Below are 6593 nucleotides of genomic sequence, written 5' to 3'. Positions count from 1 at the left end.
TCCCGGGTGCCGGCGAAGACCACGGAGTCCTGCAGCCGGGCGTAGACGAGCAGGTAGGTGATCCCGAGCAGGGCCAGGCCGGCGACGAGGACCAGGGCGCCGTACACGAGCGTGAGGCGGGTGCGGATGGTCATGCGGTTCATGCGAGGCGATACCCCACTCCCGGCTCGGTGTGCACGACCGGCGGGTCGCCGAGCTTGCGGCGCAGCTTGAGGATGGTCATGCGCACGGTGTGCGTGAACGGGTCGGCGTTCTCGTCCCACGCCTTCTCCAGCAGCTGCTCGGCGGAGACGGCGGCGCCGCCGGCCCGCAGCAGCTCGGCCAGGACGGCGAACTCCTTGCGCGACAGCGGCACGTAGCGGCCGTCGCGGTACACCTCCCGGCGGTGCGGGTCGAGGCGGATCCCGGAGCGCTCCAGCACCGGCGGCACGGCCGGGCGGGCGCGGCGGCCCAGCGCCGCGACCCGGGCGGACAGCTCCCGGAACGCGAACGGCTTGGGCAGGTAGTCGTCGGCGCCGAGGGCCAGCCCGGCGACCCGGTCGTCGATGTCCGCGGCGGCGGTGAGCATGAGCACGCGGGCCGCCGACTCGCGCCGGGCCAGCTCCCGGCACACGTCGTCGCCGTGCACGACGGGCAGGTCGCGGTCGAGCACGACGACGTCGTAGTCGTTGACGCCGAGCCGCTCCAGGGCGGCGCCACCGTCGTGGACCACGTCGACCGCGTGGGCGTCGCGCCGCAGGCCCTGCGCCACCGTCTCGGCGAGCAGCGGCTCGTCCTCGACCACCAGAATCCGCATGCCTCCCATGGTCCCGCGCCCGGCCGTCAACTCGGCGTCAACGTTCGCGGTTACGGCCCGGTGACGTGCTCCTCGGTTGACTGCGGGACGTGGCCGGCGTCCGCCGGCCGTTTCGAAAGGAGCGCACCATGCGCATCAGGACAGCGCTGGTCGTCGGCCTGCTGCTGGCCCTCGGGGCGGCGGGCTGCGCCCGCTCCGGCGACCAGGACGACGGCGTGGCCTCGGCCAACGGCGGCAAGCCCAGCGCGAGCGCCACGCCGGGCGGCGGGAGCGGCGACCGGGACCCGGTGCGGGACCAGGAGGCTTTCCTGAACTTCGCCAAGTGCATGCGCGAGCACGGCATTGCGATGGACGACCCGCAGATCGACGAGGGCCGGGTCCAGATGTCGATCCCGGAGAGCGTCGACAAGGACAAGGTCGAGGCCGCCCAGAAGGAGTGCAAGCAGTTCATGCCCAACGGCGGCGAGCCGATGAAGCCCAACCCCGAGATGCAGGAGCAGATGCGCAAGTTCGCGCAGTGCATGCGGGACAACGGCGTGCCGAACTTCCCCGACCCGAGCGAGGACGGCGGCATCGCGATCGACGCCAACGCGCTCGGCGTCGACCCGAAGAGCGACGAGTTCCGCAAGGCGGAGGAGCAGTGCCAGCAGTACCAGCCGGGACCGCGCGGCAGCGACGGGCCCAAGACCGAGGAGCGCGGCGAATGAGCGGGAGCAGGCGCCGGGGGCGGGCCGGCAAGGTCGTGGTCGCGGCGGTGGCGGTCGCGGCGGCCGGCGCCGTGACGGCGGCCGCGCTCGGCCTGCCCGACCGGGAGTCCAACGCCCAGAGCGGCTCGCAGACGCCGGCCAAGACGGCGAAGGTGAGCAAGCAGACGCTCGTCGACACGCAGACCGAGGACGGCAAGGTCGGCCACGGCGACACGAAGTCGGTCGCGGGCCGGCTCCAGGGCACGGTGACCGAGCTGCCGGCGGCCGGCGCGACCGTCCAGCGCGGCCAGGCGATGTTCCGGGTCGACGACACGCCGGTGGTCCTGCTGTACGGGGCGCTGCCCGCGTACCGCACGCTCGCCACCGGCGTCGAGGGCGCCGACGTCAAGCAGTTCGAGCAGAACCTGGCGGCGCTGGGGTACACCGGCTTCACCGTCGACGACGAGTACACGGCGTCGACCGCGGCCGCGGTGCGCAAGTGGCAGGGCGACCTCGGCATCACCAAGACCGGCACGGTCGAGCAGGGCCGGATCGTCTACGCGTCCGGCCCGGTGCGCATCCAGGAGCGGAAGGCGGCGGTCGGCGACCAGGCCGGCACGACGCTGCTCACCTACACCGGCACCGGCCCGGTCGTGACCGTCGAGCTGGAGGTGGCGCTGCAGCGGCTGGCCAAGGTCGGCGCGGCGGTCACCGTGAAGCTGCCCGACGGCAGGACGGTCCCGGCGAAGATCAGCCAGGTCGAGACCGTCATCAAGCCGGCCGACGGCCAGAGCCCGGCCACGACCAAGATCCAGGCGACCGTGGTGCCCGACGACGGCGCCGCCTTCGCCGGCCTCGACCAGGTGACCTGCGAGGTGGTCTTCACCGCCGCGCGGAAGGAGAACGTGCTCGCGGTGCCGATCGCGGCGCTGCTGGCGCTGGCCGAGGGCGGCTACGGCGTGCAGGTCGTCGAGAACGGCACGACCCGCGTCGTCGCGGTCGAGACCGGCATGTTCGCGGCCGGCAAGGTCGAGGTCAGCGGCGACGGCATCACCGACGGCACGGTCGTGGGGATGCCCTCATGACCGCGGTCGTGCAGCTGGAGGACGTGACCAAGGAGTACCCCGGCGGCGTCGTCGCCGTGCGCGACGTCAGCCTCACCGTGGAGGCGGGGGAGCTGGCCGCCATCGTCGGGCCGTCCGGCTCCGGCAAGAGCACGATGCTGCACCTCATCGGCACCCTCGACCGGCCGTCGGCGGGCACCGTGCGCATCGACGGGCATGAGGTCGCGACCCTTCGCGACCGGCAGCTGTCGGCGCTGCGGGCCCGGCGCATCGGGTTCGTCTTCCAGCAGTTCCACCTCGCCGCCGGGCAGTCCGCCCTGGACAACGTGGCCGACGGGCTGCTGTACGCGGGGCCGTCCCGGGCCGAGCGCCGCCGCCGGGCCGAGGACGCGCTGCGCCGGGTCGGGCTCGGCGACCGGCTCGACCACCTGCCGCACGAGCTGTCGGGCGGCGAACGGCAGCGGGTCGCGATCGCGCGGGCGGTCGTCGGCGAGCCGGCGATCCTGCTGGCCGACGAGCCGACCGGGAACCTGGACTCGGCCTCGGGGGCCGGCGTCGTGCAGCTGCTGCGGGAGCTGCACCACGCCGGGACGACGATCCTGGTGATCACGCACGACCAGGAGATCGCGGCGAGCCTGCCGCGCCAGATCACCATGCGCGACGGGGAGGTGGTGCCGTCGTGAGCGCGCCCCTGCAGCCCGCCCGGCTGTTCCTGACCGACGTGATCCGGGTCGGCGGCACCGGCCTGCGCACCCGGCCGCTGCGGGTGTTCCTCTCCGCGCTGGGCATCGCGATCGGCATCGCCGCGATGACGGCGGTGGTCGGCATCTCCTCGTCGAGCCGGGCCGAGCTGGACCGCCAGCTGGCCGCCCTGGGCACCAACCTGCTCACCGTCGCGCCGGGCAACGACCTGTTCGGCGAGTCCTCCAGCCTGCCGGACGAGGCGATCCCGATGATCTCCCGGATCGGGCCGGTCACCGCCGTCGCCGCGACCGCCAAGCTGAGCGGGATCCGGGTGTACCGCAGCGACCAGATCCCGGCCGCCCAGACCAGCTCGATCGCGGTCGCCGCGGCCCAGCTGGCACTGCCGTCGACGGTCGGCGCCGAGCTGGCCGACGGCGTGTGGCTCAACGCGGCGACCGCCCGCTACCCGGCGGTCGTGCTCGGCGCGACGGCCGCCCGCCGGCTGGGCATCGCGGCCGTGAACGACGGCGTGCAGGTCTACCTCGGCCGGCGCTGGTTCACCGTGGTGGGGATCCTGGCACCGGTACCCCTGGCGCCCGAGCTCGACGCCACCGCCCTGCTCGGCTGGGAGGCCGCGAAGGCGTACTTCGACTTCGACGGCGCGGCGACCACGGTCTACACGCGGTCCAAGGACGCCTACGTTGAGGACGTGCGGGCGGTGCTCGCCGCGACCGCGAACCCGCAGGCGCCCAACGAGGTGAAGGTCTCCCGCCCCTCCGACGCGCTCGCCGCGCGGCAGGCCACGGACAAGACCTTCACCGGCCTGCTCCTCGGCCTGGGCGCGGTGGCGTTGCTGGTCGGCGGCGTTGGCGTGGCCAACACGATGGTCATCTCGGTGCTGGAACGGCGCCCGGAGATCGGCCTGCGGCGCGCCCTGGGGGCGACCCGCGGCCAGATCCTGCTGCAGTTCCTGTCGGAGTCGCTGCTGCTGTCCGCCCTGGGTGGCATCGGCGGCGTGGTGCTGGGCATCGGCGTGACGGGCCTGTACGCCGCGACCCGCGACTGGCCGGCCGTCGTCCCGGCCTGGGCCACGGCCGGCGGCATCGCGGCGACCCTGGTCATCGGCGGCATCGCGGGCCTCTACCCGGCGGTCCGGGCCGCCCGCCTGTCCCCAACCGAGGCCCTGTCCACCCCCTAACGCGTCGATCTTGCAGTTGTGGTGCCCGGACACTCCGTGAATGTCATGGTTTGTCAGGCACCACAACTGCAAGATCGACGCGCAATTCCGAGAGCGGCGGGGTTCAGCGGATGGGAGGGGCGGCGGGGGCGGGCTGCGCCGCGCGGGCGAAGGCGTACGCGGCCAATAGGTGGTCGAGGTAGCGCTGGGTCGAGTACGACTCGGCGGCGGCGCGGCCGGCCTCGGCCACCGCGCGGTGCAGGGCCGGGTCGGTGAGCACGCGGGCCAGGGCGGCCGCGAACGAGTCGGCGTCCGGCGCCGTGCTCATCCGGCCCGGCGACTCCTCGCCGGGCCGCCCGGCCAGCGCCGCGTCGGCCAGCACGACGGGCAGGCCGGCCTGCTCGGCCTCCAGCAGTACCAGACCCTGGGTGTCGGTCGTCGATGCGAACGCGAGGACGTCGGCCGCCCGGTAGTACGCCGCCATCCGCGAGTGTGGCACCGGGCGCACGATCCGCAGCGCGTGCGCGACCCCGGCCTGGCGGGCCAGCCGGAGGATCGTCAGGCGCTGCTGCCTGACGCCGAGCATCACCAGCCGCGCGTCCGGCAGGTGGCGCAGCAGGCGGGCGAACGACGCGAGCAGCAGCTGCGGGTCCTTCTCCCTGGTCGCCCGGCCGACCGCCAGGACCACCGGCACGCCGTCCGGGATCCGCAGCGAGCGGCGCACCTCGGAGCGGCCCAGCGGGCACTCGGCCAGCGCCACCGACGTCGGCACCGTCCACACGGGAGGCACCCGTTCGAACTCGGCGAAGCTCGCCGCCGTCTTCTCCGACGGCGCGATCACGACCGCGGTGCGGTCCAGGAACTCCTGGCCGAGGCGCACCAGCTGGAGGCGGCGCTCGGTGCCGGGGCGGGCCAGCCGCAGGTAGTCGCGGGCGGTCCAGCCCAGGCCGAGCCGCTGCGCGGCGTGCGCGGCGCCGACCTGGATCTCCATGAAGTGCGCGGAGTACGCGAGCAGGTCCGTGTGCCAGGTCATGACGACCGGGATCTCGTGGGCCTTCGCGTACCGCAGCCCGCCGATCCCGACCGGGCCGGGCGTGTGGATGTGCACGATCTGCGGCACCGGCCGCATGCCGGAGAAGCGCGGCACGCCGACCCGGATGTTGCGCAGCGGGACCGGCACCGACCGCACCCCGCACGGCTCGTCGCGGCCCCGCAGCAGCGGCGCCGGCTGGTAGACCTGCACCTCGTGGCCGGCGGACCGCAGCAGCGAGACGGTCGTCTCGACCGAGATGGCCACCCCGTCGGTGCGGCCCGGATGGCTGTCGCAGAAGTGCGCAATCCTCACGCGGGACATGGTGCGGTACGGCCACCGGACAGCACGACGGTCGCAGCGAGGTGTACGCCGTCCGGCCACGGGATGTTCACTCCAGCCTCGCCTCCAGGGCCCTGTCCCGCACCTCCTCGGCCGGATGTTCGCGCAGCTGTTCGACCAGCTCGCGCCACGCGGCCGGCCAGCCGAGCCGCTTCCCCTGCGCCGCGTAGGCGAGGGCGAACAGCCCGTCGGCCGTCCCCGGCCGGGCGGCGAGGCGCTCGGCGACCGCGAGCAGCGGCTCGTGCCGTTCGAGGCGCCGGGTGAGGTCCCGGGCGATGCCCACGGCGAGCACCGGCCGGTCGCCGACGAGCCGCACGAGCCGGTCGACCTCGCCGGCGGCGGCCGGATCGGTCGCGGCGAGGAGCAGGCCGGCGGCCGCGGGCACGAAGGCGTCCCGGGTGGACATGGCGGTGGCAGCGGTACCGAGGGTGCCGCGCACCGCCGCGCCCGGCCGGACCTGCTCGCCCAGCCGGGCGACGATCGTCTCCACGCGCCGCCGGGCCGGCCGGTCCCGGCCGCCGACCCGCACGCCGGCCTCCGGGTGGCGGCGGGCGAGGCGCTCCCACGAGCCGAGCGCGTAGCCGAGCTCCGGCAGCAGGCGCTGCGACGTCGCCGCGCCGCAGGCGGGCAGCAGGCGGGCGGCCTCGTCGTCGCCGTACCGGGCGCGGATCGCGTCGACCAGCCCGTCGCCGAGGTCCGTGCGGCGGCGGCGGACGATCGCGCGGTACAGCCGCCGCCGGGTTTCCTGCGGGGCATCCGTCAGCAGTTCGCGCAGGGGCTCGAGCCCGCCGTCCAGCGTGACCATGCCCCGTAT

Annotated in this window: 7 protein-coding genes; 4 read left to right on the top strand and 3 right to left on the bottom strand. The window is 74.7% G+C overall.

Features of this window, described 5'->3' with window-relative positions; genetic code table 11:
- Nucleotides 1-139: 139 nt before the first annotated feature.
- Nucleotides 140-796, bottom strand: coding sequence for a response regulator transcription factor (locus IEZ31_RS15715; protein ID WP_190250583.1), 657 nt, complete (start codon nucleotides 794-796; stop codon nucleotides 140-142).
- Nucleotides 797-924: 128 nt separating this feature from the next.
- Here IEZ31_RS15715 and IEZ31_RS15710 point away from each other — a divergent pair, with 128 nt between their 5' ends.
- From IEZ31_RS15710 to IEZ31_RS15695, 4 genes are read left to right on the top strand one after another with little or no spacing between them, the layout of a single operon-like run.
- Nucleotides 925-1503: a hypothetical protein gene (locus IEZ31_RS15710; protein WP_190250582.1), complete on the top strand. Its 579-nt coding sequence runs from the start codon at nucleotides 925-927 to the stop codon at nucleotides 1501-1503.
- Entirely contained in the window at nucleotides 1500-2567 is a 1068-nt protein-coding gene (locus IEZ31_RS15705; protein ID WP_190250581.1) for a peptidoglycan-binding protein, read from the top strand. The genes IEZ31_RS15710 and IEZ31_RS15705 overlap by 4 nt, the downstream gene beginning before the upstream one ends.
- Nucleotides 2564-3229 carry an ABC transporter ATP-binding protein gene (locus IEZ31_RS15700; RefSeq protein WP_190250580.1) on the top strand — a complete coding sequence of 222 codons (666 nt, stop codon included), beginning with the start codon at nucleotides 2564-2566 and terminating at the stop codon, nucleotides 3227-3229. Before IEZ31_RS15705 ends, IEZ31_RS15700 begins: the two co-directional genes overlap by 4 nt.
- Nucleotides 3226-4428, top strand: a complete 1203-nt coding sequence (locus IEZ31_RS15695) for an ABC transporter permease (protein WP_229835116.1) — start codon at nucleotides 3226-3228, stop codon at nucleotides 4426-4428. The genes IEZ31_RS15700 and IEZ31_RS15695 overlap by 4 nt, the downstream gene beginning before the upstream one ends.
- Before the next feature lie 103 nt (nucleotides 4429-4531).
- Here the strand turns inward: IEZ31_RS15695 and IEZ31_RS15690 are convergent, their stop codons facing one another.
- Nucleotides 4532-5752: a glycosyltransferase gene (locus tag IEZ31_RS15690; RefSeq protein ID WP_190250579.1), complete on the bottom strand. Its 1221-nt coding sequence runs from the start codon at nucleotides 5750-5752 to the stop codon at nucleotides 4532-4534.
- A gap of 76 nt (nucleotides 5753-5828) precedes the next feature.
- Complete coding sequence (locus IEZ31_RS15685) at nucleotides 5829-6584, bottom strand: hypothetical protein (protein WP_190250578.1); 756 nt, start codon at nucleotides 6582-6584, stop codon at nucleotides 5829-5831.
- Nucleotides 6585-6593 lie beyond the last annotated feature (9 nt).

Source organism: Dactylosporangium sucinum (assembly GCF_014647515.1).
GTDB classification, from domain to species: domain Bacteria; phylum Actinomycetota; class Actinomycetes; order Mycobacteriales; family Micromonosporaceae; genus Dactylosporangium; species Dactylosporangium sucinum.
This window is presented reverse-complemented; position numbering and strand designations above follow the sequence as displayed.

Excerpts from the sequence above, each read along its gene's own strand:
- IEZ31_RS15685 (WP_190250578.1), bottom strand. The coding sequence starts at position 6,584 with ATGGTCACGCTGGACGGCGGGCTCGAGCCCCTGCGCGAACTGCTGACG.
- IEZ31_RS15715 (WP_190250583.1), bottom strand. The coding sequence starts at position 796 with ATGCGGATTCTGGTGGTCGAGGACGAGCCGCTGCTCGCCGAGACGGTG.
- IEZ31_RS15705 (WP_190250581.1), top strand. The coding sequence starts at position 1,500 with ATGAGCGGGAGCAGGCGCCGGGGGCGGGCCGGCAAGGTCGTGGTCGCG.
- IEZ31_RS15700 (WP_190250580.1), top strand. The coding sequence starts at position 2,564 with ATGACCGCGGTCGTGCAGCTGGAGGACGTGACCAAGGAGTACCCCGGC.
- IEZ31_RS15710 (WP_190250582.1), top strand. The coding sequence starts at position 925 with ATGCGCATCAGGACAGCGCTGGTCGTCGGCCTGCTGCTGGCCCTCGGG.